This window comes from Leuconostoc sp. C5 (assembly GCF_056530425.1).
Map to the genome: position 1 here is coordinate 1,280,638 of NZ_CP134351.1, position 24,722 is coordinate 1,305,359.

Genomic DNA, 24,722 nt, shown 5'->3' on the forward strand with positions numbered 1-24,722 from the left:
TTTCGCCTTCTCTTTCTTTCTATTAAAAGACACAACCTACCAAAAAGCATTCAGCGTAATCGGTCTCTTACTTAGGTTTAACTTCTTCCATTACATAGGCTTCAACAACGTCCCCAGCGTGAACATCATTAAATTTGGCCACTGTAAATCCGAATTCAAATCCCATCTTCACTTCGTTAACTGCATCTTTACCGCGCTGCAATGAGCCAACTTCACCGTCAAACACTACCACATTATCACGTATGACGCGAACCTTAGAATCCTTAGTAATTTTACCTTCTTCAACCATGGCACCGGCAATAGTTCCGACCTTAGAGAATTTGAATAATTCTTTAACTTCGACTTTTCCAATAACCTTTTCTTCGTATACAGGTTCAAGTTGGCCCTTCATAGCTGCTTCAACATCGTCGATCGCATTATAAATGACATTATAGAAACGAATATCAACCTTTTCAGAATCAGATTGTGATTTTGCCAAAGGTGTAGGACGAACGTTGAATCCGATAATAATTGCACCAGATGCTTCAGCCAAAGTAACATCCGATTCGTTAATCGCACCAACAGCAGTATGGATAATATCCACACGAACACCGTCAACCTCAATCTTTTTCAGTGATCCAGAAAGTGCTTCGACAGATCCTTGAACATCAGCCTTGACAATAACTGGCACCGTCTTCATCGCTTTTTCAGCCATTGTATTGAACAATGTATCCAAAGTAACAACTGATCCTGAATTACGAACTGCTTCTTGTGCTCGCTTTGCACGTTCTTCACCGGCTGCGCGAGCTGTCTTTTCATCAGCCATAACAATGAAACGATCACCAGCTTGTGGCACCCCATTCAAACCAGTAATTTGGATAGGTGTCGCAGGCAAAGCTTCTGATAGCTCAACGCCACGTTCGTTTGTCATTGTACGTACACGGCCATAGGTATTACCAACAACAATTGGATCACCAACATGCATTGTTCCTTGTTGTACAAGAACAGTAGAAACTGGTCCACGTCCCTTATCCAAGCGGGCTTCAATTACTGAACCACGTGCTGGCATATTAGGATTTGCTTTCAATTCCAAAACTTCAGCTTGCAACAAAATCATTTCCAGTAGTTCATCAACATTTTGACCAAACTTAGCTGAGATTTTAACGAAGATTGTGTCACCACCATACTCTTCAGGAACTAAGTCATAAGCCATTAACTGATTCATCACATCGTCAGGATTTGCTCCAGGCTTGTCAATTTTGTTAACAGCAACAATGATTGGCGTTCCCGCTGCCTTAGCATGATTAATCGCTTCAATTGTCTGTGGCATAACACCGTCATCAGCAGCAACAACAAGAATTGTCAAATCAGTTACGTTAGCACCACGTGCACGCATCTCTGTGAAGGCGGCGTGTCCTGGCGTATCCAAGAATGTAATTAATTTATCATTAATACGTGTTTGGTATGCACCGATATGTTGTGTGATACCGCCTGCTTCACCTTCAGTAACATGAGAATTACGTAGATAATCCAACAATGTTGTCTTACCATGATCAACGTGTCCCATGATCGTCACAACTGGTGGACGAGAAACTAACTTGCTCTCATCAATATTTTCATCATCAAAGAATCTGTCAATATCTGCAACGTCTTCTTCTTCTTTTGCTTGTGCTTCGATACCATAATCAGCTGCCAAAATTTCGATTGTATCTTCATCCAAACTTTGGTTTTGATTTGTAACAATGCCCAGTAAGAATAACTTTTTAATAATTTCTGCTGTATCACGATGCAACAACTTTGACAAATCTTGCACGTTCATACCAACACGATATTCCAAAACTGCTGGTAATGGTTGTTCTTTACGTACTGTTGCTGGAGTTGATGGTTGGTGTTTAGCAGCAATACGACGTGACTTTTTAGAACCGCGTGGACGATCATTACGGCGTGGTGTTTGTTGGCCAGTACCATTAGTATTACGCTTACGTGAGTTATTGCGCGCAGAATTATTACCAGAAGCGAGAGCGCCACCAAACTTCCCTGCACCAGTGGTTGTTGATGCAGTAGCTGGTTTAGTTGCACTAGTTTCTTTCTTTACAGCTGGCTTAGTTGCTGCAGCTGGCTTCTTTGGATGCTTAGCAGCTGCAGAAGCTTGGCGCTTCTTTTCATTTTCATTCACGTACTGCTTCAAGCTATTATCCGGTTTAGCAGAATAATCAACTTGCCCTTCACGTGGCTTCGTTGACCAATTTTTCTTCTCTCGAATCATTGGACGCCCTTCAGCAGGTGCAACGCGTGATCCAGGACGATTGTTGCGGTTTCCACCGTTATTTGAACGGTTTTGGCCACCAGTAGATGTATTCGAGCGATTCTGATTATTGCGATTTTGGCTTTGGCCACCATTATTTGGACGATTTTGATTGTTATTGTTAGGACGTGCAGGACGGCTTGGACGTGAGCCTCCTTGGGCTGGCGTTGTACCATCTGCTAACTTTGCCGCATGACGGCGTTGTGATGCGGGCAATTCCTTACGTTCTGGGACTGCCTGTTTTCGTGCAGGACGGTTTGAACCTGAGAATTTCTTTTCTTCTGTCATTTAGTTCCGCTCCTTTTCTGAAATTAATTGTTTAATTTTTCGACTAAAACCTTGATCAGCAATGGCGAAAACACCTCGGTTAACACCAATGGCATCCGTTAATTGCTTTTTAGTATAGTCTTGTACTAGTTTGATATTATAGAAGTTTGATTTATCGGCGAATTTTTTTGCTTGGCTTTTACCACCATCACTGGGAAAGAAAACTAGAAAAACCTTTTGCCCACGAATAGCTGATAACGTAGGTTCTGTTCCAAGTACTAGTTTACCAGCGCGCATTGCTAAACCAACTAAATTCAATATTTGGTCATTCTTATTTATCACCAAACAACTCCCGACGTGCTTGTTGATGGTCAACGTAAGCAATGAGTTCATCATAGAATTCATCTGCTACTTTCACACCAAATGCTTTATCAAAGATACGCTTTTCTTTAGCCATTTCTGCATTTTTTACATTTAGGCTAACATACGCACCACGACCATTGGCTTTCCCTGTTGGGTCTAAAGTCACGTCACCTTCTTTACTACGCACGACTCGAACGAGTTCTTTTTTAGGAAACATTTCACCCGTTACAATGTCTTTTCTCATTGGTATTTTACGAGGTTTCATATGTACCAGTATGACTATAAATCACTTGATTTATGATCATATTTCCTTTCAAATTATTCTTCGTTTTCGTCAGCAGCTGTAGCAGCTGGTGTTGGGTCTAAGCTAGCTGCTGCTTCACTTTCAGATTTAATGTCAATCTTGAATCCCGTTAAACGTGCTGCTAAGCGAGCATTTTGACCCTTTTTCCCGATTGCTAGAGATAACTGATTATCTGGAACAATAACCGTTACCGCACGGTCGTTGGCTGGATCAAAAATGACATCAGTTACTTCTGAAGGGTTTAAAGCATTCGCAATATACTGTGCTTCATCTTCAACCCACTCCACAATATCCATATTTTCACCAGCTAGTTCGTTAACAACGCTTTGTACACGTGCACCACGTTGACCAACCATGGCCCCAACTGGATCTAAGTCAGTATCATGCGTATAAACGGCAATTTTTGAGCGATCACCAGCCTCACGCGCAATAGACATGATTTCAACAGTACCATCATAAACTTCTGGCACCTCTTGTTCAAACAATCGTTTAACCAAATCAGCTGCTGTTCGTGATACAAAGACTTGTGGTCCCTTGGCATTGTTTTCAACTTTGTTAACCAAGACCTTAATACGATCTCCCATGTGATACCGCTCATTGGGCATTTGATCGTTTGGGGCCATTACAGCTTCTTGATTGCCAGGTAAGTTCACATATAGGAATCGTGCATCTTGTCGGTCAACTTCACCTGTTATAATTTCATCTTCATAATCAGAAAACTTGTTATAAATAGCTTGTCGTCCAGCTTCACGCATTTTTTGCACAATCACTTGTTTTGCAGCTTGTGCCGCCATACGACCAAAATCTTTTGGCGTAACATCAAAGCGAATCTCATCTCCTGCTTCATATGCTCGATTGATTGCCAATGCATCGGATAAAGAAATCTCTATTTCTTCATCTTCAAGATCATCATCTAAAACAACATGCTTTACTTGTTTAATACTAATGTTGCCCTTTTTATCGTCGAATGTTGCTTCGACATTATCAGCGGTATTGTATTGCTTCTTGTAGGCGGCTTTCAATGCGTCTTCAAGCGCTTCGACAACAACTAAACGATCAATTCCTCGTTCTGATTCAAGAGCATTAAGTGCTTCCACTAATTCTTTACTCATTTGATTTTCTCCATTTTTAACGATTTAAAACTGGACATCCAGTATTGCTTTAGCTATTTCGTCAAAGGTTAATGGCAAACGTCCATTAGTTGTCGTCAGCGTCAAGCCATCTTTGTTTAGATCAGCAATCTTTCCTTGCCACTTTTTTTGGCCTTCTTTGGCAACAAACAAGGATACTAAAATATTTTCATTGGCCTCTTTAGCCCACTCAAAATGCCATAATTCCTTTAATGGTCGATCAGCGCCTGGTGATGAAATATCTAAAACATAGGCTTCAGGAATTGGATCTGGATCCACGGTATCTAACAATTCATTAACTTCTTGCGTGAATAGTGTCAAATCATTCATCGTAATAAATTGATGATCAGGTTTATCCAGCAAAATCCGTAAAACTTTTTGTCCACCTTCTTTGGTAAACGTTAAATCCCACAGTAAATCATTATGTGCTTCAATGATTGGTGAAATCAAGTCAATAACTGTCTGTTCGGTTTTGTTTGCCATTTATTTTCCCCTTTCGATGAATAGTTTTGTCAATTACGTTTACTAATATAGCGTTAACACTATCTTATATTGACAATAAGCGTGCTAATCCCATAAAAAATGAGCCGGCCGCTTTTCCAAGTGACCCGCCCATTTACAATTGCTATGTAAATTAACTATATTTATTGTACCCTATTTATTAAAATAGTGCAAATTACAGTGCACATACGTCAACAACATAAAAAAGCCCGCAAGCTGGGGCTTTTTTATACTAATCCTTCGAATGAAACAATTAGAAGAAGTTGCTGGTTTCTTTTACCAAGAAGCCTTACGAACACCAGGAATTTGACCCTTGTGTGCTAATTGACGGAAGTTCAAACGTGACATTCCAAATTCACGCATGTAAGCGTGTGGACGGCCATCAATCCAATCGCGGTTATGAACGCGTACTGGAGATGAATCCTTTGGCAAAGCTGCCAATCCAATATAGTCACCCGCAGCCTTCAATGCTGCACGCTTGTCAGCGTACTTTGCAACTAAAGCTTCACGCTTTTGTGCCTTAGCAATCTTTGACTTCTTTGCCATTACTTAATCTCCTTAAATGTTACTACTTTGCGAAGTTTTGGTGAGTACTTCTTTAACTCAAGGCGGTCAGGCGTATTACGACGGTTTTTAGACGTCAAGTAGATACGCTCACCAGTTTCATCATTTCCTAGAACGACGTGGATACGCATAATCCTTGCTCCTTAGTGTTTTTCTTAAAATTTTTATTTGCTTGTCAATACAAATATCTATTATACATGAACCGATTACCAGTGTAAAGGTCTGTGAATAAATTTATCAACATTTTATCCACAAAAATTCATAATTCGAATTAAATTAATTTGGTATGAATTTTTTTAGAGTTGGTTTTCTAATGGTGGAACTACTTGCTTCTTTCTAGAAACAACACCAGGTAGATCAATTACATTATTGTCAAGTTTTTGATTAAATGCTGCTTCGATTGATTGAGCAGCATCTCCAATGTACAAGCCCTTAGAGTTTGAATTCAAGATATCAGTAATCACAAACAAAAAGTCTTCATAACCTTCCTCTGCAATTGCTGCTTCAATTCCTGCCTGACGAGATAATACTTCATCAATATCAACAGTGTTGACTTGACCAATCCGGAATTGGTGCCCGCCCATTTCAAATGATTTGGCATCACCATCAATTAATTCTTTATCAGTGCGTGATGACAAATCTGTTCCAGCTTTCAACAAATTCAAACCATAGGCAGCATAATCTTCAAGTCCTGCAATCTTAGCTAAGGCTTCCAAAGCGGGTTGGTCGTATGATGTCGTCGTTGGACTCTTGAGCAATAATGTGTCAGATATAATTGCTGAAGCTAATAGACCAGCAATTTCTGCAGGAATAACAATGTTTGCTTGTTTGAATTCATAGTACAAAATAGTTGCTACAGAGCCCCATGGCTTAGCCGTGATATACAAGGGTGTAGAATTTGTGAACGCAAACTTATGATGATCATAAATGTTTTCCACGGTAACGTCAGCTAAATTATCAACTGATTGTGCAGCTTCATTATGGTCAACTAAAACAACTGTTTCTGTATCGGCCTCAGAAATTACACGAAGCGGCTTAACTTTAAAATAATCTAACGCGAATTGCGTTTCAGCGTTGGGCTCACCTTGCGCGACTGCTTCTGTATCCTGCCCTTGTTGGTTCAATAAATAACTTGCAGCGATTGCTGATGCGATTGTATCTGTATCTGGGTTCTTGTGCCCAAAAACTAAAGTCTTAGCCATTAGTTTATCTCCTAGCATTTTATATTTTTATTTTAACAAAAATTAATCATTTTGTCTCAGAAATTGTTAGCGGTTTTATAATCCACGGTTCGCCATTTTTATCAGTGTCAACGACATATTGTCCATTGCCAATACGTTGTGATTCATGATAATCACTTAATTGTAATTCTTGAATTTGATAACGCTTTGTCAAAATAGAAAGTGCTTTCACATTGCTATCAAATATTGTCGCTGTGGCAACTTTATAGGCTACAGTTTTCTTTTGTGTGAAAATGAGAACACCTTTATTACCACGTTTTGAATGGTTAATTAACGATACTGGCATATACTTGAAGGCGCCATTTTCAGCAACAATAGCAACACTTTGTTTATCATCGGTAATAAACAAGGCAGCTTTAATCGTGTCATCATCGCGTAAGTCCATTGCCTTGACTCCAGAGGTACGGGAACCAATTTCTGGCACCTCTTTTATCGCGTATCGTAAACCAACACCATTATGTGACAACAATAGCACATTTTGGCGCTTAACATTTTGGAAGTACGCAACATTAACAACGTAGCTCACATCTTTTTTAAGCTTAATAGCCATCGAAGATTTCTTTTTATAAGCTTTGGGAACAATATCTACTAAAGTAGTTTGTTTAATAAATCCATCATTTGAAACTATTGTAAATGCGCCACCTTGTTCGAGATTATCAACAGCGATAGCTTTAATCACCACTTCGTCTTTATCCCAGTTCGATAGTTGCTGTGAAAAATGTTCTCCTGTATCTTTCCATTTTGTATCAGGTAGTTCATGAACCGGTCGATAAATAACATTCCCCTTGTTGGTAAACATAAACAAATGATTTGTCGTATTTAGGGTTCCTTGGAAAACAACTAGATCATCTTCTGCCAGACCATTTTCATTATCCGAAGCTTTAAAGGAACGCAAAGATGCACGCTTATAGTAACCATTACGTGACACTAACACTTGAACATCTTCTTCAGCAATCGTTACCGCTGTATCAATTACCAAATTCTCAACTTCTGCTTCAATAACACTGCGACGTGGTGAAGAATAGGCCTTAGTAATTGCCTTAATTTCTTCGCGAATAACATCTTTCAATGCTGACTCTTCGTGAATAATTTGGTTCAAACAATTAATTTTATCATTCAACTGGGAAAATTCTTCTTCTAATTGCGTCACATCTGTGTTGGTCAATCGATACAATTGCAACGTGACAATGGCTTCAGCTTGTGCTTGTGTAAACTCAAAACGATTAATTAAGTTTTGTGTAGCGTCTTTACGATTCTTAGATGCTCGAATGGTAGCAACGACTTCATCCAATATAGACAGCATGCGGATTAAGCCTTCAACAATATGTTGCCGTGCTTGTGCTTTAGCCAATTCATATGCTGATCGCTTTAATACAACCTCTTTTCGGAACGAAAGGAAAGCTTCTAAACCAGCCTTCAAACCAACGTGTACTGGTCGTTGATCATGAATAGCAACCATATTGAAGTTATAAGATATCTGCAAATCAGTTTTTTTGAACAAATAAGTCAAAATACCATTGGCATTTGCTTCTTTAGATAATTCAATAACAATAGACATTCCCTCGCGATCGGATTCATCGCGGACTTCTGAAATGCCGGTTACTTCTTTATTTAATCGAATGGCATCAATTTTTGATACCAAATTTGACTTAACAACCTCATAAGGCAGTTCAGTAATTTCAATTTTCTTCTTGCCAGCGCGAAGATCAGATATTTCTGTCTTAGCACGAACAACGATTTTACCACGTCCAGTTTTGTACGCTTTTTTTATACCATCAAGTCCCTGAACAATACCACCAGTCGGAAAATCAGGGCCTTTTACATAGCGCATTAATTGCGATAAAGTAGCGGCTGGATGATCGAGTAAGTAGATTAATGCGGCATTGATTTCTTTCAAATTATGGGGCGGAATTTCTGTTGCATATCCCGCCGAAATACCAGTTGCGCCGTTAATAAAAAGACTAGGAATACGAGAAGGTAAAACTGTTGGCTCATAAGTTGTGTCATCAAAGTTCAAAACCATGTCCACGGTTTCTTGACCCAAATCCGCCATCATTTCACCAGCAATTTTAGACAATCGCGCTTCAGTATAACGCATTGCTGCAGCCGGATCATTGTCCACTGAACCATTATTACCATTCATGTCTATCAACGGCTCACGAACTTTCCAATCCTGCGATAAACGTACCATGGCTTCATAAATTGATGAATCACCGTGCGGATGAAAATTACCCATTACGTTACCAACAGATTTTGCTGATTTACGATATGGATGATCATAAGTGTTTCCATCCTGATCCATTGCAAACAAAATACGCCGTTGCACTGGCTTCAATCCGTCTCGAATGTCTGGCAAAGCACGTTCTTGAATTATATATTTTGAATAGCGCCCAAAGCGCTCCCCCATCACTGCTTCAAGTGAGAGTTCGGTTATACGATCTGCCATCTAAGTGCGGTTCTCCTTGATTAAAACATCTATAAAATTACTAATTACAGATAAATGTCATAAAAAGTTTTATTTAAAATATTAAGTAATAACCTAACCATATTTTGAATAGCTAGCTATTCTTATCTAGTAACAAGTGAAATCAGTCGTCACCATTCTGCCAAGTCTTAATGACTGGCACATTTTTTTGTTCTTTAAATTTTGTACCAGTTTCTTGATTGCGCGCTTTTTCAAAAACATCACTAGACTTTGTGTCATCCCCATCAACTGTGTCTAGAATTGACCCGGCTTCATCCAATGTAAAGTGAACATTGGCTTCAATCCATTCACGCCGCGGATCAACTTTATCACCCATCAATGTAGTGACACGTTTTTCAGCTAACACAGCGTCATCAATTTTAACACGTATTAATGTTCTTGATTCGGGATCCATTGTCGTTTCCCATAATAATGGCGCATTCATCTCACCAAGTCCCTTGAACCGTGTTAATTCATAACGTGCATCACTCTGACTGGTAATTGATTCTAACTCATCATTAGTCCAAGCAAATTGATCTTCTATTTTCTTGGAAGAGTACTTGACGCGGTATAATGGTGGTAAGGCTATGTAGACACGCCCAGCTTCAATTAATGGCCGCATATACTTATAAAAGAATGTTAGTAGTAGGGTTTGAATGTGCGCGCCATCATCATCGGCATCTGTCATAATGATAATTTTGTTAAATGAAGCATCTTCAACTTTAAAATCAGTTCCAACACCGCCACCAATGGCATAAATCAATGTTGATATTTCTTCGTTTTTTAAAATATCTGCTAACTTAGCTTTTTCAGTGTTTAGTACTTTTCCACGTAGCGGCAAAATGGCTTGGAACTTACGGTCACGACCTTGCTTTGCAGAGCCCCCAGCTGAATCACCCTCGACTAGAAAGAGCTCATTTTTATCAGCATTTTTAGATTGGGCAGGTGCTAACTTCCCGGAAAGCAGACGATCTTTCGCCCCTTTAGTTTTACCAGTGCGACTTTCGTCGCGGGCGCGACGAGCTGCTTCTCGAGCTTCGCGCGCGCGAAGTGCCTTACGGATTAAGTTTTGTCCGAAGTCACCATTTTCCATTAAGAAGCGTCCAAGAGTTTCATTAACCACAGAGTCAACAATACCACGTGCCTCTGGCGTTCCTAGTTTATCTTTGGTCTGTCCTTCAAACTGCAAAAACTGTTCTGGAACACGCAATGAAATAACAGCTGATAATCCTTCACGGACATCCGTGCCTTCTAAGTTTTTATCTTTATCTTTTAGTAAGTTCACTTTTCGTGCATATTCATTAAAAGCCTTTGTCCACGCAGTTCGGAAACCGACTTCGTGGGTTCCACCATCCTGTGTACGGACATTGTTAACAAATGAAAGAAGTGTTTCAGAGTAACCATCATTGTACTGCGCTGCAACATCAACAACAATACTCTCTTGTTCACCCTCAAAGGTCATAACTGGTCCGATAGTTTCTTTGTCTTCATTCAGAAAACCAACAAACGCTTCAAGACCTTTTTCATAATGATATTCTTCAACACGAACTGGATCAACTCTTTCGTCGGTTAACGTAAACTTAACACCACTCATTAAGAATGACGATTCACGCAAACGTTCTGCTAAAATATCAAATTTATAAACCGTAGCACTAAAAATTGTCGCATCTGGCTTGAAAGTAACCGTTGTCCCTGTTGGTTCCTTAGTTTTACCTAAATCTCGTAAGGTACCAACTGGATTACCACCATTCACGAATTCTTCTTGCCACTTATGGCCTTCGCGAACAATGGTTACCGTTAAGCTCTCCGACAATGCATTAACAACAGAAGAACCAACACCGTGTAACCCACCGGAAGTCGCATAGCCACCCTGCCCAAACTTTCCGCCGGCATGTAAAACTGTTAAAATAACTTCTGGTGTGGGCTTACCAGACTCATGCATGCCAATTGGCATCCCACGGCCAAAGTCTTGTACGGTGATAGCGTTATTATCATGTATCGTAACGCGAATTTCATTTCCATAGCCACCAAGTGCTTCATCGACAGCATTGTCAACGATTTCATAGACCAAGTGGTGCAAACCACGACCATCTGTTGAACCGATATACATTCCTGGACGTTTACGAACGGCCTCAAGTCCTTCTAAAATTTTTATTGAATCTGAATCATAATGATTTTTTTCTGGCATATTAATCTATCCTTCGATACACGAACCAGTGTTCGTGCGCTAATGTCAATCTATTTTATCATAGATGAAAATCTTGTTTCTGACAAGTGTCAATATTTTATTTTCAATAAGTTATGCCATATACTACTTAAATATATGGTAAACTTGTACTTGCTTTTATATTAAAGGGGTTTTTTATGTTTACTACTATATTAATGTTTATACTCTCTTACTTGATCGGATCTCTAGTCCCAGGATTTTGGGTAGGTAAAATCTTTTACCATAAAGATATTCGCGATGAGGGGTCAGGTAACATTGGTACTACCAATTCATTCCGTGTTTTGGGTATCCGAGCTGGCATAACTGTGCTGGCACTTGATATGCTTAAAGGTACGGCAGCAGGCTTGCTTCCCTTATTGTTCCATAGTAGCATTAATCCAATGTTAGTGGGTATTGGTGCCATACTGGGGCACACGTTCTCCATCTGGATTGGCTTTAAAGGTGGTAAAGCAGTTGCTACTTCAGCTGGTGTATTACTTGCCTATAATCCCATATTTTTCATCATCATTATTAGTATTTTCGTTATTTTATTGTCAATTAGTTCAATGGTATCTCTGAGCTCTATGATTAGTTTCTCATGCGCCGTCCTAATATCACTATACTATCATGATTGGATACTAACGATAGTTGCTACCATATTAACAATTTTTGTTTTCTACCGCCATCGTACAAATATTTCCCGAATCAGAAATGGTACAGAAAGTACTATACCATTTGGCTGGTATTATAACCACAAGAAAAGCGCTCAATGAGCGCTTTTTGTATCGAATAAAATTGTCACCGGTCCATCGTTTGTTAAGCTAACTTGCATATCCGCTCCAAATTCTCCAGTTTCAACCTGTAATCCACTTTCCCTTAATGTCGCATTGAATTGATCATACATAACAGTCGCAAATTCTGGTGCCCCTGCCTTGGTAAAACTTGGACGATTTCCTTTTTTAGTATCAGCAAACAACGTAAATTGTGAGATAGATAAAATAGCACCAGAAACGTCTTCGATACTACGATTCATACGGCCACTTTCATCTTCAAAAATTCGTAAATTATGTATTTTCCGAACTAAATAATCTATATCTACTTGATCGTCACCGTCAGCAACGCCAACTAACAATACATATCCTTTGTTAATTGCTCCTTTTACTTGGTCGTCAATTTTAACACTAGCTTTGCTTACGCGTTGCAATACAACTTTCATGCTATCTCCATTCTAAAAATACATTTACTTGCTAACATCATACGTGAAAAACGATATCGTATCAAGAACTTTCAAACGTCTTCCAGTTTTGACACAATTTTTATCATAAAAAGCCTCAAAATTGTTTTATTTGAGGCTTATCAACATATTTTGACATATTTTAATGAAATGTGCGTTCCACATCGTATACTGCTGGTAGATTGTTTAGAGAATCCATAATTGCTGTCAGCTGTTCTGAATTTTTGACACCTATTGATAGAGAAACTTGCGCCATCCCGTTTTTTGTCACATGACCGTTAACAGAATTAACATAGCGCGTTCGTCCATTAACACTACGAAGTACATCGTTTAGCAATCCACCGCGATTTTCACCATGAACAGTCAAATCAGCATCATAATTAGGTTTTGAGCCATTTTCATCTTCCCACTGTACATCCACAAGACGTTGTCCTTGAAGTTGAGCGGCTCGAATATTTGGGCACCCCACACGATGAACAGAAATACCACGTCCCTTCGTGATATAACCTTTAACATCGTCTCCTGGAACTGGTGTACAACATCGACCTAAACGTACTAATAAATTATCCACTCCTGCAATAACAATATCATCAGCCGTTGATTTTTGTCGTTTGGTGAAAGCTGTTTCATCACGAGTGATTTCGTGGCCCTCCTCCAGCATTTCACGCTGTAATTCTGCTGTAGCAGCTTCCTCATTAGCCTCTCGTATCTTTTCGGTTAATTTATTAGCCACACCAGGTACAGCAATATCGCCAAATCCTATTGCTGCCAACATATCATCTGGCGTATGATAGTGCATCTTATCTGCGGTTTCTTGAATATTTTCTGGCGTCAGAATCTCAGCAGGATTGAAATTATTGTCTCTTAGGTTTTTAGCTAACAATTCACGCGCTGCGGCGATGTTGTCTTCTCTATCCAACTGCTTAAAATACTGCTTAATTTTGTTTCGTGCTCGGCGTGTCGAAACAATCTCTAACCAGTCACGGCTTGGTTTAGCATTAGCAGAAGTGATAATTTCTATAATATCACCGGTTTTTATTTTATAATCCAGTGGTACGATTCGACCATTTATTTTTGCACCAGTTGTTTTAATCCCAATATTTGTATGGATTGAAAACGCCATATCCAACGGTCCGGCACCTTTAGCCAGTTCGAACACATCACCACGAGGTGTAAACGCATAAACACGATCAGAAAACAAATCACCCGTTACACCATCCATAAAGTCTTCGGCATTTTTGGCATTTTCTTGCAGTTCTAATATGCCTTGGATGACATTTAAGGCTTGCTGACTGTTATCATCGACATTTGCCTCTTTATTTGAGCCCCGATTTTTTTTATATGCCCAATGTGCAGCTACTCCATATTCAGCCACTTCATGCATATGATGCGTACGAATTTGCACTTCCAATGGACGTCCGTCAGGACCAATAACTGTGGTATGTAAACTTTGATATCCGTTCGCTTTTGGCAATGCAATATAATCTTTAAAACGGCCAGGAATCGGTGTCCATTTTGAGTGTATTGCTCCTAATACAGCATAAGTGTCCGGAATCGAATCCGTTAATACACGAACAGCCAATAAATCATAAATTTCTTCAAAAGCCTTATGCTTATCCACCATTTTTCGATAAATTGAGTAAATATGCTTTGGACGACCATACACATCAACATGACTTAATTCAAGATCTTTTATCGCACCATTAATCTGCTCTACTGCTTCCTGTACGTAGCTAATTCGTTCTTCGCGCTTCATATTCATCAGTGAAGCAATATGATAATATTGCTCGGGATCAATATAACTTAAGGATAAGTCTTCAAGTTCCCACTTAATCGTACTAATACCAAGGCGGTCAGCCAGTGGCGCGTAGATTTCCAATGTTTCTTTTGCAATGCGCTTTTGTTTTTCTTCCCGTAAAGCGCCTAAAGTGCGCATATTGTGCAAACGGTCGGCTAACTTAACAATAATCACACGTATATCTTTTGACATAGCTAAAAGCAACTTACGATGGTTTTCTGCAAGCTGTTCTTGTGAACTTTGATATTGAATTTTACTAATTTTCGTTACACCATCAATAATTTGGGCAATTGTTTCTCCAAAATTATCTCGAACATCCTGTAACGTAGCCGTCGTATCCTCAACAACATCATGAAGATAGCCTGAAATAACCGTTGCCGTATCCATCTTCAGTTCTGCCAAAATACCAGCAACTTGAATTGGATGAATAATATATGGTTCCCCAGACTTACGTTTCTGCTCCTTGTGCAACTCTGACGCCCATTCGTAGGCCTTTTTAACATTTTTTGTATCTGATTCGGACATGTATTGTCCGACCATCTCGAGGACTTCCGGTCCTGTATAATGCTTTGTTTTTGCCATATTTTAGCGTATAATGTGTGACCATTTATCCATGTTTCAGTGTTTGATACACTACTGTCTTAAACAAGCTAGATCCACTGATTTCAAAGATGTCGCACACAATTCCCTTCATGGATTCCGGAGAGTACAAAATCACTTAACAAAACGATTTGCACCTTATTAACGCTTTACAATGCGTACTCTCATTATAAGCAAAATTTAATTTTTTCACAAGCCACGTTTAAATCTGTGCACGAGTGGGTCATAAGCGCTAAAATTAAATAATAAACTTTACTTGTTTAATTATTTAAAAATAGGGAGATAACGTGCTTAGTCATGTCAAAAAATCAAGAAAAATCTCTTTGGAAACGTAACGTATTGGTCCTTTGGTTTGGTGTGTTTATGACAGGAATCGCTCTGAGTGAAGTCATGCCATTTCTTTCTTTGTACATTGACACCTTAGGCCATTTTAGTAAAAATCAGCTAACATTTTATTCTGGGGCAATTTTCTCTGTGTCATTTTTAGTTATGGCGATCGTGTCCCCTTTATGGGGGAAGCTCGCTGATAGAAAAGGTCGCAAATTAATGATGCTTCGTGCTGCACTTGGTATGGCGATTGTCCTATTTTTAATGGGGTATGTCACTAATGTTTGGCAATTATTCATTCTTCGTGCCCTTCAAGGTGCTACGGGCGGCTATATTTCCAATTCAAATGCCTTAATTGCCACACAAACCCCGAAAGAACACGCCGGTCACGCACTTGGCATTTTGGTAACTGGTATGACAGCTGGTAATTTACTTGGTCCACTATTTGGTGGTACTTTAGCTTCAGTTGTTTCATATCGTATGTCTTTTCATATCACCGGTATCATTTTATTTTTGGTATTCATACTGACCATGTTTTTTGTTAAAGAGGAGCCTCACGTAGCCCCTGCTGATTCAAATCCAACGTCAACAGCTGATCTCTGGCACGCACTACCCAACAAACAATTAATTTTTGGACTATTTATTACTACAATGTTAGTACAAACAGTCAATACCTCCATCAATCCCATTATCAGTCTGTTTGTCCGTGAGTTAACAAACAACAGTAACAACACTACCTTTCTCGCCGGTGTCGTGGCAGCAATGCCTGGTATTGCAACAGTTTTTGCAGCTCCACAGTTTGGAAAAATTGGTGACCGCGTGGGTACACACAGAATGATAAAAATTGGTTTTTGTATTGCTATCGCTGCATTAGTCCCAACAGCATTTGTAACAAGTGTCTTCATGCTAATGGTATTTCGATTTATTATTGGTATTAGTGATGCCACCATGTTACCAGCTGTGCAGACCTTGCTATCTAAAAACTCACCCTCAGCAATGACTGGCCGAATCTTCAGCTATAATCAAAGTTTCCAATCAATCGGAAGTGTCATGGGTCCAATGTTTGGTGCCCTAGTAGCCAGTGTATTTGATTATCGAGGTATTTTTATTTTCAGTGCTTTGTTAATCGTATTGAATGCTATCCTGTTTAACTTTAACACCAAATCTTTGAGAAAATAAGCATACAAAAAGGATGAACTTTATGATTCATCCTTTTTGTATGCTTCAAGTTTTCTCAAGTCAACAGTTGCTTCTGTCCATCTTTGTAACGGCACATAATCATGGCGCTTATTAAAAGATAATTTTTCTTGTGATAGTACAGCAACACTTTGATTATTTTCTGTCAAAAATACTTGCCCAGTATGTTTGTACTTTCCTTTTGTATGTTTTCCAGTTCGCCACCTGTGCAAAGTCGCGCCATCTTTAGGAACATAGTTTCCTGACAGATCCTGCTCAACTACAATACCTGTAAACAGATGTGTTTCATACTTGTCTTTACTCATAATATTTGATGCCCACCCCTAATTCAAATCTTGTACCATCAATAGGCTCTGTGGGTTGCAAGTGGAGCTCATAATCAATATTGGAAGCCACTAAGCGGACATCTGTTTGTAGTGTCAATTTATTAACATTATCCAATAACTTTCTATCTTGCTCCGTCATCCGATCTAACAATGATCGAACTGTCATACGTAGCCACTGAACCTGCATTACTTTGCTTATAAAGGCAACTTGTCCAAATGGCATAGGACGTAACCATGTATCATAACTGATGTTTGAGACTTCAACATGATCTACCCAGTCATTACCATTTTGACACCATATTACCTGGTACACGCCTGGATTTTCCAGATGTGTTTGTGTTAGCTCTTTTGGCAAATCAACAATTTGTGGCACAATTCGCATTTCACCGACCATGTGTTGGGTGATGTTAATTGGATAAATTTGATGCCCATCAGAAAATACGTTTAAGGCAAATTCAGTTTGTGTTGTTTCCGGTCCACTTGGTGTATGCTTTTCCTTTGGCAAAATCAACACGTTCTGATTGAGTTCGCGTAATGCCTTAATTAACTTACGTCGATTCCCTGGAACAATTATGGCTATCGGATTTTCGAGTTCAACAACCTTCATGACGTCTGAAATTTCCAATGGCTCCAAATATTGCTTATCAGCCAAATTTTGCATCAGCGTTGCATCACTAGCGTTATTATTCATAATTACAGTATGGTACTGCAGACGTCGTAGTTCAGATAACACAACGGTTGTCGCATAACCACCAGATGCAGCATCCCCTAGTCTAAATGCACCACTACCGATGACCAGAACAGTATTATCACTGACCTGTTCAGATTCATTTTCTTCTTCGTAAGTCGAGTAATATTGACGTGCATTCTCTGGAAACTCACCGGCCGATGGTTCTAAAGCTTTATAAGTTGGGTCAATGTTGTGTTCCTTTGTTAAGGCTCGAATAATTTTAAAATCGGTATCCCAAAAAAGAGCAATTAGACCATCTGATAAGCCATACCTTTTACCACGCCGCAATGACACGATACTGTCTACATCTTTTTCAATCTCAAGTTCTAATTGCAATAGATGCCTTAATTGATAAAAGTAAAATTCGTCAATATTTGTTAATTCGGCTAACTCGTCAATTTCGTAACCACGTTTTATGGCTTCAATGAGTAGCAACACACGATTATCTTCAGGATGAATTAGCTGCTGGATTAATGCGTCATCACTAACATGTGCCATATTTGTTGGTGAAAATGTGGCATTGTTAAAATGTGCCGATCGAATGGCTTTTTCGAGAGCCTCAATGAATGTACGCCCAAACCCAATCGTCGAGCCAACAGACTTTTGTATACTATTCAGCTGTCGATTCACCGAAACATTGGATTCCTCTAACTCACCGAATGGAAAAATTGGCAACTTTACCGTGATATGATCCATCATCGGTTCCATCATAGCCATTTTTTGACCAAAATCGTGTGAAAGCACAATGTCTTCTAACGCAATACCCATCGCCAAGTTAATGGCTACTAGCATTACTGGATATCCAGTTACAAGCGCCATACGACTAGACATTTGATCAATATAGGGTGAAACCTTAATGATATAAATAGCACCCGTCGTATCGTCAAAGGCAAATTGAACGTGCATTACACCTTGTAGTTCTAATAAATCAGCAACTTGGAAGGCATACATCCTCATTTTTTCCAAAATTTGGTCTTGAATCGTTAATGTTGGTGACACACTTAATGAATCAGCAGTATGAATACCAATTGGATCCATATCCTCACTGGCACCGATTTTCATCTTGTTCCCGCGAAAATCTCGTAACACTTCCATTCCAATTTCTTTCAAACCATTTATGGCTTTAGAAATAATGATTTCTTGCGTCATTGACTGTGTTTTGGCGTTATCAATTGCTTCTTCAAATTCATCTAACCGCTCAACCATCTGACGTGTATTAGTATTTTTTGGATGCAGAGATCTAATCATTAATGGGACCTGAAGCTCACGTAACAATTCGTTTGCATCGTCTTGCGCTTTGACAACATGGCTTGTGATAACTGGTAAACCAGCTTCTGCCATAAACTTCGTAAAATCAGCCAGATTATTAATCCTTAGTAACATATCAATGCTCAAGCCAAGAGTTTGAGGTACTAAACCGTCCCCATGCTCCCATGATTGCACAACATCTGCCCATAACCTTACCGCGCGCACGCCACCAAAAAGTGGTAGCACCGTGTCAATATGGTTATGCTTAATAACCTGTTTAACGTTTTCAACTGTCAAAGGCTTCCAAATTGTTTCAGACGCTAAACTTTCTAGAGACAATGCGTAAGGGTTTTCGTCAATTAAAAAGACATTAATACCATGTCCCTTTAATTCGGGCATGACCTGATAAATGGCTGCATCATGCTCCGATTCAAGACCAAAATCATTTGATCCCGCACCAATGAATAAAATATTTTTAGCTGTGATGTTCGACATAATCTTCTACCGTTTCAAAAAAATCTGCAAATACCGCTGTCGCTTCATATGGTCCTGGAGCGGCATCTGGGAAAAACTGTACACTAAAAGCTGGATAATCACGGTGACGCAGTCCCTGTACAGCACCATCTACTAAATCACGATAGGTAACAAATAATTTCTTATGGTCAAGTAATTCTTCGTCAACCGCATACCCTTGGCCCTGCATTGCATAAAAAATTTGCCTAGAAATAATTTCTTGAATAGGATGGTTCATGCCGTGATGTTCAGATGGGAGTGCCACCAATGTTGCATCATTGGCTAAAGCAAATAATTCATGGCCCAAGCCAATACCCAGTAACGGCGCCTTTGTTTGCAATACTCTGATCAACGTAAGAACACTTTCTGGCAGTGAGCGCGGATCGCCAGGGCCTGTAGATAGGATAATGCCATCTGGATCTAAGGTTAATACTTCATCAACACTTGTTGTATATGGTAAAACGGAAACATTGGCATCGTAATCCCCTAACATGCGAAGAATACCATGTTTTAAACCGAAATCTATTACTACAATATGACGACCACGCCCGGGATTAGCATATGGCTTAGAGGTCGCTGTATTTTGGACTTGTTTATTTGTTAAAACTGTCGCTACTAATTGATCTACTGCGTGATCATCAGCGTAGTCAACAATTGTAGCTTTTTGTGGCCCAGTTTCTCGCAAATGTCTGATCAATTTTCGTGTATCAACTTGATACAATCCAGGAATATTGTGTTGCTTCAGGAAACGATCTAAATTCATACGACGTTGCCGATTAACTGATACCTCAGCCAAATCATGTACGATCATTCCTCTTATCATTGGTTTCACTGATTCATAAGCCTCAGCATGAATACCCGCTGCCCCGATAACAGGCATCGAAAAGACAATCATTTGCCCATCGTAAATTGGATCTGTGATAATTTCTTGATAACCAGTCATGGCCGTATGAAAAATGATTTCCCCAAAAGTGGTGGCAGGTGCACCAAAGCCAAGGCCCTCAAAAACCGTGCCATCTTCTAGGATTAAATGTCTAATCATAAGCTATAATTCTCCAAACTGCTGTATACAAATAGACAGTATTGTATACAGCATTAAAGTAACAGATTATCTGTTATCTACTTCCCCACAAATATATCAATTGATCCTTAGCCACCAAAAAGTTATTAATGAACAATTTCAACTGCATCTTTTCCATCAATTTCTTGCACAAAGACTTTAATCTTTTCATTCTGTGCGGTGGGAATATTTTTTCCAACAAAGTCTGCTCGAATAGGCAATTCTCTGTGTCCACGATCCACCAAAACAGCTAGTGAAATCGTTTTAGGACGACCAATATGAATCAGTGCATCCAATGCTGCTCGAATAGTTCGTCCTGTAAACAATACATCGTCAATCAAAACAATATTCTGTTCGGAAATGTTCAATCGCTCTTCTGAGTTCAAACCTAAATCGTTATGCTGATCAGGTTTATCATCCCGAAAGTTAGTGATGTCAATGGCCATGACCGGAATTTGAACGCCTTCTAATTGTTCTAAACGATCTGCAATACGGCGTGCAAGATACTCGCCACGTGTTTTGATTCCCACCAGAACCAAATTTTTACCGCCCTTATTACGCTCAATTATCTCGTATGTAATACGAGTTAACGCGCGCTGTAATGAGGCATTATCTAAAACTTCTTTATTTGGCATATTCATCTTCCTCTCTATTAATCGGTGTTAATGTTGATAAAGCAAACTGAAAGTAATCTGGTAATGGACTGTCAAATGACAGTTCATCGCCTGTTGTAGGTTGCTCTAAAGTCAGTGTCTTAGCATGCAATAATTGCCCATTCAACTGTGTACCATCTAGCTTCTGTGCCGTGCCGTATACCGGATCCCCAACAACTGGATGACCAATGTAACTCATATGCACCCTTATTTGGTGCGTTCTGCCAGTTTCTAAACTCACTTTTAACAGCGTATAACCAACATATCGTTTTAAGACACGAAAATGCGTGACAGCCTCACGTCCGCCTTCAATAACTGCTTGTTTTTTTCGATCAATTTTATGACGTCCAATCGGAGCTTCAATTGTTCCTGAATCTTCCGTAAATTCACCACGGACTAGCGCGTAATACACGCGCTGATTTTTATGAGATTTTAACTGTTCAGATAGTGAACGATGAGCCTTATCGTTTTTTGCGACCATTAGTAGGCCGCTGGTATCACGATCAATGCGATGTACTATTCCAGGTCGAAATTCACCATTGATGGTTGACAATGGTGAATGATGAAGTAATGCGTTCACCAATGTACCAGAACTATGTCCTGCAGCAGGGTGCACGACCATTCCTTGTGGCTTATTTACAACAATAATATCATCATCTTCATAAATAATATCAAGCGGAATGTTTTCAGCTTCGATCTTTGTTTCTTGAGTCTCAGGTGGAGTAATAGATATTGTATCTCCACTGACAACTTTATATGAGCGTTTTACTTTATGATTATTAACTAAAATCGTACCATCCACTAGCCAATTTGAGAGTGTGGTACGTGAGTAACTCAGATTTTCTTTCGATAACACAGCATCAACACGCCCAGCTTGATCTGTTATATGAATTAATATTTTATTTGCCATCAGTATCCATGTAATCCTTAATTTGTTGCACAATGTTTTTTGTAAGATAATATTTTCGTTCTCGGTCAGCACGAACAAATGATAAAACATGACCATTCAACTGCCAATGTTCAATATCTTTCAAAGAAATTTTTTCATACTCTGATAATAACACCCGACCCAAAAAAAGATTAGGCCCAGCGATGTAAACACGTCGACGAACGACTAGTAGTACGCCTAATAAAATCATCACCATAATAAACAAAATTGGTAGGATTTCAAGTTTGAAACTCATTTCATCCCAAACGACAATACTGCCCATAAAAAATATACCCCACCACAACCAACTAATTGTACCTGTTGAATCCAGTGGTTGAAAAAAACCGCGTCTTGGTATCATGTGTTGCCCTTTTCTGTAAACGTATTCAACTAATATTTTACCAGATTTCAATTAAAGGAATGTAAAAAGTTACTGCTAACAATGCATAGCTTATTATCCTCAATGTATTATTCGACGACAACATATAATATTTCAACAAAATTTGTTATACTTTCGATATACGTTCAATTAAAAGGAAACTTATATGATTACACTATATGTTGACGCAGCACGTGACGTATCCACTGGTCGTTCGTCAGCTGGCGCAGTTTTAATTATTGATAAAGTACAAAAACAGCTAAAAACAGCCTTGAGAGAGACTGTTAATAATCATGAGGCTGAATTTTTGGCAGTTCTTTGGGCATTAAAGTACCTACCTAGCAATGAAAATGTACAAATATATAGTGATTCAAAAATCGTAACTGATGCCTTGCATAAATCTTATGCAAAACACTACCAAGGGCTTGTTGATGAAATCAATCTACAATTAACACCATACCCTCTAGTTTTGATCAATTGGGTTCCAGAAAAAGAAAATCGCGGAGCTCATAATTTAGCTTTGCAAGCATTAAAAAACGCGAACCATTAAAGTTCGCGTTTTTTAATTGTTTACAATACAAGTTGGTACGCCCATCGAACACCATTAATTTCTTCTCCCTCATTAATGTGCACAATGCCACGCTTCTCAAATCCATTACCCGTGATAACAGCTTGCATTGGCAAGTTACCTGGATGAGTATCAATTCGAAAATCGCTTGTACCGTTTTCATAGAAAAATGTCAAAATAGCAGTCATGAATCGCTGCGCCAGTTTTTGCCCCCGGTACTTATCAAGAATAGCAAAGCGATGAATGCCAATGTAATCTGTTTCATCATTTAGCCATTGACCGTCCTCTATTAGCGTATATATCGGGTCTTCACCTGCTAATATTGCTGTATATCCCGCAACTTGATGATCCACAACCAACACGAATCCTCTTTGCAGTACTAAGTCTTCCTCAATCGTATCTTGATTAGGATATCCCGATTGCCACTGTGAAAGCCCTTGTTCTTTCAGGTAATAACGGGCATTATTGATGATTGATACAATTGATTTTATATCCTCCTCATGCGCCCGTCGCATATAAACTGATGTCATATTCCCGTCCTTATAATTAGAAATAATTTATTTTATCATAAAAATTATAATAGGACAATCATAAAATCTTTACCGTTCTCTTTTCTTCACAGTAACTTTCCAAACGATTCATAGCTGTCTCTAGCATGTCCAGAGATGCCGCATAACTAATTCGTACATATCCTGCACCACCTGGTCCAAATCCAGATCCAGGAACGACTGCCAATTGTTGCCTATCTACCAGGTCATAAGCAAACTCCACGTCATTTTGATTTAAATCTACAGGTATTTTAGCAAACATATAAAATGCGCCGCTTGGTGTTGCCATTTCAAAACCTAGTTTTGTCATTTTTTCAACTAAGTAGTCACGTCGTTTTTTATATTGCTCTTTCATCCATAATGTATCGTCCTTACTTTCAGCACTTTTAAATGCTTCAGTAGCCGCTGCCATTGCAGGATTTGAAGGTGTCATTATGACAAAACCATGCACCATATTAATTTTCTTCATTAATGCCGCAGGACCCGCCAAAATACCGATTCGATAGCCCGTCATGGCATGGGACTTTGATACGCCATTAACAACAATTGTTTGTTCTGGTAAAATGCTTGCCATTGAAACATGAGGTGCATCATAGCTCAATTCAGAATAGATTTCGTCTGAAATGATTAAAATATCTGTTTCTCGTACCACGTCTGCTAAAGCTTTCAACTGTTCTGCTGTGTAAGTCACGCCAGTTGGATTAGAAGGATTGGTGATAATAATTGCTTTGATATGATCTTCGGTAGCAATGATTTCGCGTAAATGATCTGGCGTTAATACGAATTCGTCTTCCGAAACGTCAATAAACACTGGGTGTCCGCCATTAATGCGTGTCATTTCAGCATACACTGGGTAGGCGGGCGTCGGGATCAGAACCTTATCATCAGGATTCAAAATTGCTGCCAATAATGTATAAAGACCTTCTGTGGCACCAACTGTTGTAATGATTTCTTCAGCTGGGTCAAAATCAAGCCCATAACGATCATTTAAAAAGTCACTAGCTGCTTGACGTAGTGTTTTCTTTCCTGCTGAAACTGAATAGTGTGAATCATCTGCACTAATTGCAGCTAAAGCAGCTTCTTTAATATGCTGGGGAACTGAAAAATCTGGCTCACCAATTGTTAGTTTCAGAATATTGGGAATATCACTAACTTTTTCGTCGAATGAATGGATTGGGCTAGGCTTTACTTTATCTAAATTATCATTAAAAATACCGACTTGTTCTAACTTTGACTTAATCATATTGAATCCTCATTTCATTGTTGCTTTATTCTATCAATGATGAATT

General features: G+C 39.1%; 23 protein-coding genes. 3 read left to right on the plus strand and 20 right to left on the minus strand.

What is annotated here, in order from left to right; all coding sequences use genetic code 11:
• Positions 1-67: 67 nt before the first annotated feature.
• The 10 genes from infB to parE all read right to left on the minus strand — a co-directional run bounded on the left by infB (position 68) and on the right by parE (position 11,306).
• A complete protein-coding gene (gene infB / locus RHP56_RS06510; protein ID WP_011680054.1) occupies positions 68-2,572 on the minus strand; it encodes a translation initiation factor IF-2 in 2,505 nt (834 codons plus the stop codon).
• Complete coding sequence (locus RHP56_RS06515; protein WP_011680055.1) at positions 2,573-2,893, minus strand: L7Ae/L30e/S12e/Gadd45 family ribosomal protein; 321 nt, start codon at positions 2,891-2,893, stop codon at positions 2,573-2,575. It lies immediately after the preceding gene.
• Positions 2,883-3,179, minus strand: coding sequence for an RNase P modulator RnpM (gene rnpM / locus RHP56_RS06520; RefSeq protein ID WP_025268221.1), 297 nt, complete (start codon positions 3,177-3,179; stop codon positions 2,883-2,885). Before rnpM ends, RHP56_RS06515 begins: the two co-directional genes overlap by 11 nt.
• Before the next feature lie 53 nt (positions 3,180-3,232).
• Positions 3,233-4,330, minus strand: a complete 1,098-nt coding sequence (nusA, locus tag RHP56_RS06525) for a transcription termination factor NusA (RefSeq protein WP_011680057.1) — start codon at positions 4,328-4,330, stop codon at positions 3,233-3,235.
• A 24-nt stretch (positions 4,331-4,354) separates the two neighbouring features.
• Positions 4,355-4,831 (minus strand): ribosome maturation factor RimP, encoded by a 477-nt coding sequence (gene rimP, locus RHP56_RS06530; protein WP_002815024.1) that lies wholly within the window; start codon positions 4,829-4,831, stop codon positions 4,355-4,357.
• Between the two features lie 294 nt (positions 4,832-5,125).
• Positions 5,126-5,395: a 30S ribosomal protein S14 gene (gene rpsN / locus RHP56_RS06535; RefSeq protein ID WP_002815025.1), complete on the minus strand. Its 270-nt coding sequence runs from the start codon at positions 5,393-5,395 to the stop codon at positions 5,126-5,128.
• Positions 5,395-5,544, minus strand: a complete 150-nt coding sequence (gene rpmG, locus RHP56_RS06540) for a 50S ribosomal protein L33 (RefSeq protein ID WP_002815032.1) — start codon at positions 5,542-5,544, stop codon at positions 5,395-5,397. The genes rpsN and rpmG overlap by 1 nt, the downstream gene beginning before the upstream one ends.
• Positions 5,545-5,709: 165 nt before the next feature.
• Positions 5,710-6,615 carry a manganese-dependent inorganic pyrophosphatase gene (locus tag RHP56_RS06545; RefSeq protein WP_050891655.1) on the minus strand — a complete coding sequence of 302 codons (906 nt, stop codon included), beginning with the start codon at positions 6,613-6,615 and terminating at the stop codon, positions 5,710-5,712.
• 46 nt (positions 6,616-6,661) lie between these two features.
• Entirely contained in the window at positions 6,662-9,100 is a 2,439-nt protein-coding gene (parC, locus tag RHP56_RS06550; RefSeq protein ID WP_011680059.1) for a DNA topoisomerase IV subunit A, read from the minus strand.
• Positions 9,101-9,242: 142 nt separating this feature from the next.
• On the minus strand, positions 9,243-11,306 hold the full coding sequence (gene parE, locus RHP56_RS06555) for a DNA topoisomerase IV subunit B (RefSeq protein WP_014324893.1): 2,064 nt from the start codon (positions 11,304-11,306) through the stop codon (positions 9,243-9,245).
• A 176-nt stretch (positions 11,307-11,482) separates the two neighbouring features.
• On the opposite strand from parE, the gene plsY reads away from it, so the two are divergent.
• Positions 11,483-12,097 carry a glycerol-3-phosphate 1-O-acyltransferase PlsY gene (gene plsY, locus RHP56_RS06560; RefSeq protein ID WP_084014434.1) on the plus strand — a complete coding sequence of 205 codons (615 nt, stop codon included), beginning with the start codon at positions 11,483-11,485 and terminating at the stop codon, positions 12,095-12,097.
• Here plsY and dtd read toward each other — a convergent pair.
• Together dtd and RHP56_RS06570 are read right to left on the minus strand one after the other, a co-directional pair.
• Positions 12,091-12,540 carry a D-aminoacyl-tRNA deacylase gene (gene dtd, locus RHP56_RS06565; RefSeq protein WP_084014435.1) on the minus strand — a complete coding sequence of 150 codons (450 nt, stop codon included), beginning with the start codon at positions 12,538-12,540 and terminating at the stop codon, positions 12,091-12,093. The genes plsY and dtd overlap by 7 nt on opposite strands.
• 160 nt (positions 12,541-12,700) lie before the next feature.
• Complete coding sequence (locus RHP56_RS06570) at positions 12,701-14,938, minus strand: RelA/SpoT family protein (RefSeq protein WP_042250305.1); 2,238 nt, start codon at positions 14,936-14,938, stop codon at positions 12,701-12,703.
• Positions 14,939-15,253: 315 nt separating this feature from the next.
• Between RHP56_RS06570 and RHP56_RS06575 the strand changes: the two genes are divergently transcribed.
• A complete protein-coding gene (locus RHP56_RS06575) occupies positions 15,254-16,462 on the plus strand; it encodes a multidrug efflux MFS transporter (protein WP_014324896.1) in 1,209 nt (402 codons plus the stop codon).
• A gap of 20 nt (positions 16,463-16,482) precedes the next feature.
• Here the strand turns inward: RHP56_RS06575 and RHP56_RS06580 are convergent, their stop codons facing one another.
• The 6 genes from RHP56_RS06580 to RHP56_RS06605 form a co-directional block, all read right to left on the minus strand.
• The gene (locus RHP56_RS06580) at positions 16,483-16,785 is read right to left on the minus strand and encodes a DUF7671 family protein (RefSeq protein ID WP_011680064.1); all 303 of its coding nucleotides are present in this window, start codon (positions 16,783-16,785) and stop codon (positions 16,483-16,485) included.
• Positions 16,778-19,279: a carbamoyl phosphate synthase preATP-grasp domain-containing protein gene (locus RHP56_RS06585; RefSeq protein WP_102753187.1), complete on the minus strand. Its 2,502-nt coding sequence runs from the start codon at positions 19,277-19,279 to the stop codon at positions 16,778-16,780. Before RHP56_RS06585 ends, RHP56_RS06580 begins: the two co-directional genes overlap by 8 nt.
• Positions 19,260-20,339 (minus strand): carbamoyl phosphate synthase small subunit, encoded by a 1,080-nt coding sequence (locus RHP56_RS06590; protein ID WP_011680066.1) that lies wholly within the window; start codon positions 20,337-20,339, stop codon positions 19,260-19,262. Before RHP56_RS06590 ends, RHP56_RS06585 begins: the two co-directional genes overlap by 20 nt.
• 125 nt (positions 20,340-20,464) lie before the next feature.
• Positions 20,465-20,992 carry a bifunctional pyr operon transcriptional regulator/uracil phosphoribosyltransferase PyrR gene (pyrR, locus tag RHP56_RS06595; protein WP_011680067.1) on the minus strand — a complete coding sequence of 176 codons (528 nt, stop codon included), beginning with the start codon at positions 20,990-20,992 and terminating at the stop codon, positions 20,465-20,467.
• A complete protein-coding gene (locus tag RHP56_RS06600; protein ID WP_011680068.1) occupies positions 20,982-21,920 on the minus strand; it encodes an RluA family pseudouridine synthase in 939 nt (312 codons plus the stop codon). Before RHP56_RS06600 ends, pyrR begins: the two co-directional genes overlap by 11 nt.
• Positions 21,910-22,299, minus strand: a complete 390-nt coding sequence (locus RHP56_RS06605) for an EbsA family protein (RefSeq protein ID WP_014324899.1) — start codon at positions 22,297-22,299, stop codon at positions 21,910-21,912. Before RHP56_RS06605 ends, RHP56_RS06600 begins: the two co-directional genes overlap by 11 nt.
• Positions 22,300-22,483: 184 nt before the next feature.
• On the opposite strand from RHP56_RS06605, the gene RHP56_RS06610 reads away from it, so the two are divergent.
• Positions 22,484-22,867: a ribonuclease HI family protein gene (locus RHP56_RS06610; RefSeq protein ID WP_002815051.1), complete on the plus strand. Its 384-nt coding sequence runs from the start codon at positions 22,484-22,486 to the stop codon at positions 22,865-22,867.
• A 20-nt stretch (positions 22,868-22,887) separates the two neighbouring features.
• Here the strand turns inward: RHP56_RS06610 and RHP56_RS06615 are convergent, their stop codons facing one another.
• Positions 22,888-23,415, minus strand: coding sequence for a GNAT family N-acetyltransferase (locus RHP56_RS06615; protein ID WP_011680070.1), 528 nt, complete (start codon positions 23,413-23,415; stop codon positions 22,888-22,890).
• A 58-nt stretch (positions 23,416-23,473) separates the two neighbouring features.
• On the minus strand, positions 23,474-24,676 hold the full coding sequence (locus RHP56_RS06620; RefSeq protein WP_010289224.1) for an aminotransferase class I/II-fold pyridoxal phosphate-dependent enzyme: 1,203 nt from the start codon (positions 24,674-24,676) through the stop codon (positions 23,474-23,476).
• Positions 24,677-24,722 lie beyond the last annotated feature (46 nt).

Bases quoted from the DNA above. Each gene is read 5' to 3' on its own strand.
- parE (WP_014324893.1), bottom strand. From the start codon at position 11,306: ATGCCAGAAAAAAATCATTATGATTCAGATTCAATAAAAATTTTAGAA.
- nusA (WP_011680057.1), bottom strand. From the start codon at position 4,330: ATGAGTAAAGAATTAGTGGAAGCACTTAATGCTCTTGAATCAGAACGA.
- RHP56_RS06590 (WP_011680066.1), bottom strand. From the start codon at position 20,339: ATGATTAGACATTTAATCCTAGAAGATGGCACGGTTTTTGAGGGCCTT.
- RHP56_RS06600 (WP_011680068.1), bottom strand. From the start codon at position 21,920: ATGGCAAATAAAATATTAATTCATATAACAGATCAAGCTGGGCGTGTT.
- RHP56_RS06615 (WP_011680070.1), bottom strand. From the start codon at position 23,415: ATGACATCAGTTTATATGCGACGGGCGCATGAGGAGGATATAAAATCA.
- RHP56_RS06620 (WP_010289224.1), bottom strand. From the start codon at position 24,676: ATGATTAAGTCAAAGTTAGAACAAGTCGGTATTTTTAATGATAATTTA.
- plsY (WP_084014434.1), top strand. From the start codon at position 11,483: ATGTTTACTACTATATTAATGTTTATACTCTCTTACTTGATCGGATCT.
- RHP56_RS06610 (WP_002815051.1), top strand. From the start codon at position 22,484: ATGATTACACTATATGTTGACGCAGCACGTGACGTATCCACTGGTCGT.
- RHP56_RS06580 (WP_011680064.1), bottom strand. From the start codon at position 16,785: ATGAGTAAAGACAAGTATGAAACACATCTGTTTACAGGTATTGTAGTT.
- dtd (WP_084014435.1), bottom strand. From the start codon at position 12,540: ATGAAAGTTGTATTGCAACGCGTAAGCAAAGCTAGTGTTAAAATTGAC.
- rimP (WP_002815024.1), bottom strand. From the start codon at position 4,831: ATGGCAAACAAAACCGAACAGACAGTTATTGACTTGATTTCACCAATC.
- rpsN (WP_002815025.1), bottom strand. From the start codon at position 5,395: ATGGCAAAGAAGTCAAAGATTGCTAAGGCACAAAAGCGTGAAGCTTTA.
- RHP56_RS06570 (WP_042250305.1), bottom strand. From the start codon at position 14,938: ATGGCAAAAACAAAGCATTATACAGGACCGGAAGTCCTCGAGATGGTC.
- parC (WP_011680059.1), bottom strand. From the start codon at position 9,100: ATGGCAGATCGTATAACCGAACTCTCACTTGAAGCAGTGATGGGGGAG.
- rnpM (WP_025268221.1), bottom strand. From the start codon at position 3,179: ATGAAACCTCGTAAAATACCAATGAGAAAAGACATTGTAACGGGTGAA.
- RHP56_RS06585 (WP_102753187.1), bottom strand. From the start codon at position 19,279: ATGTCGAACATCACAGCTAAAAATATTTTATTCATTGGTGCGGGATCA.
- rpmG (WP_002815032.1), bottom strand. From the start codon at position 5,544: ATGCGTATCCACGTCGTTCTAGGAAATGATGAAACTGGTGAGCGTATC.
- pyrR (WP_011680067.1), bottom strand. From the start codon at position 20,992: ATGCCAAATAAAGAAGTTTTAGATAATGCCTCATTACAGCGCGCGTTA.
- infB (WP_011680054.1), bottom strand. From the start codon at position 2,572: ATGACAGAAGAAAAGAAATTCTCAGGTTCAAACCGTCCTGCACGAAAA.
- RHP56_RS06545 (WP_050891655.1), bottom strand. From the start codon at position 6,615: ATGGCTAAGACTTTAGTTTTTGGGCACAAGAACCCAGATACAGATACA.
- RHP56_RS06575 (WP_014324896.1), top strand. From the start codon at position 15,254: ATGTCAAAAAATCAAGAAAAATCTCTTTGGAAACGTAACGTATTGGTC.
- RHP56_RS06605 (WP_014324899.1), bottom strand. From the start codon at position 22,299: ATGATACCAAGACGCGGTTTTTTTCAACCACTGGATTCAACAGGTACA.